Consider the following 340-nt stretch of genomic DNA (forward strand, 5'->3'; position numbering starts at 1 on the left):
CAAGATTTAATAACAGATGATTGATTTCGTTGACCCAAGTAAAATAGGCATCCTCATGTCTGCAGCTATTCCAAAACGCTGTTACAAGCTGTTCAAACTTTTTCTTATCACGGTAAAAAAGAATCGCCAAGGCCTGAGCAAAATAACTAGGTGCAAAGACTTTTGTTACACCTTGTTCGACATACCCGCCCAGAATATCAAACCATACAAGCGACTCCGTCCGTTTTGCTTCATTTACCGCCAGTTCAACGGCATTTTCCCAATCCTCCCGCTCTTCGAAAAATCGGCGGGCAATCGTTGTGACATTCGGATAATCCGGATTCAACTGAATCGTCTTTTT

1 pseudogene is annotated in these 340 nt (G+C 42.4%); it reads right to left on the minus strand.

Annotated elements, in window-relative coordinates:
• Positions 1 to 325, minus strand: a pseudogene (locus RYX56_RS21580) (GTP-binding protein); the annotation flags it as partial.
• Between the last annotated feature and the right edge of the window lie 15 nt (positions 326 to 340).

It is taken from the genome of Alkalihalophilus lindianensis (assembly GCF_032843265.1).
GTDB lineage: Bacteria > Bacillota > Bacilli > Bacillales > Bacillaceae_D > Alkalihalophilus > Alkalihalophilus lindianensis.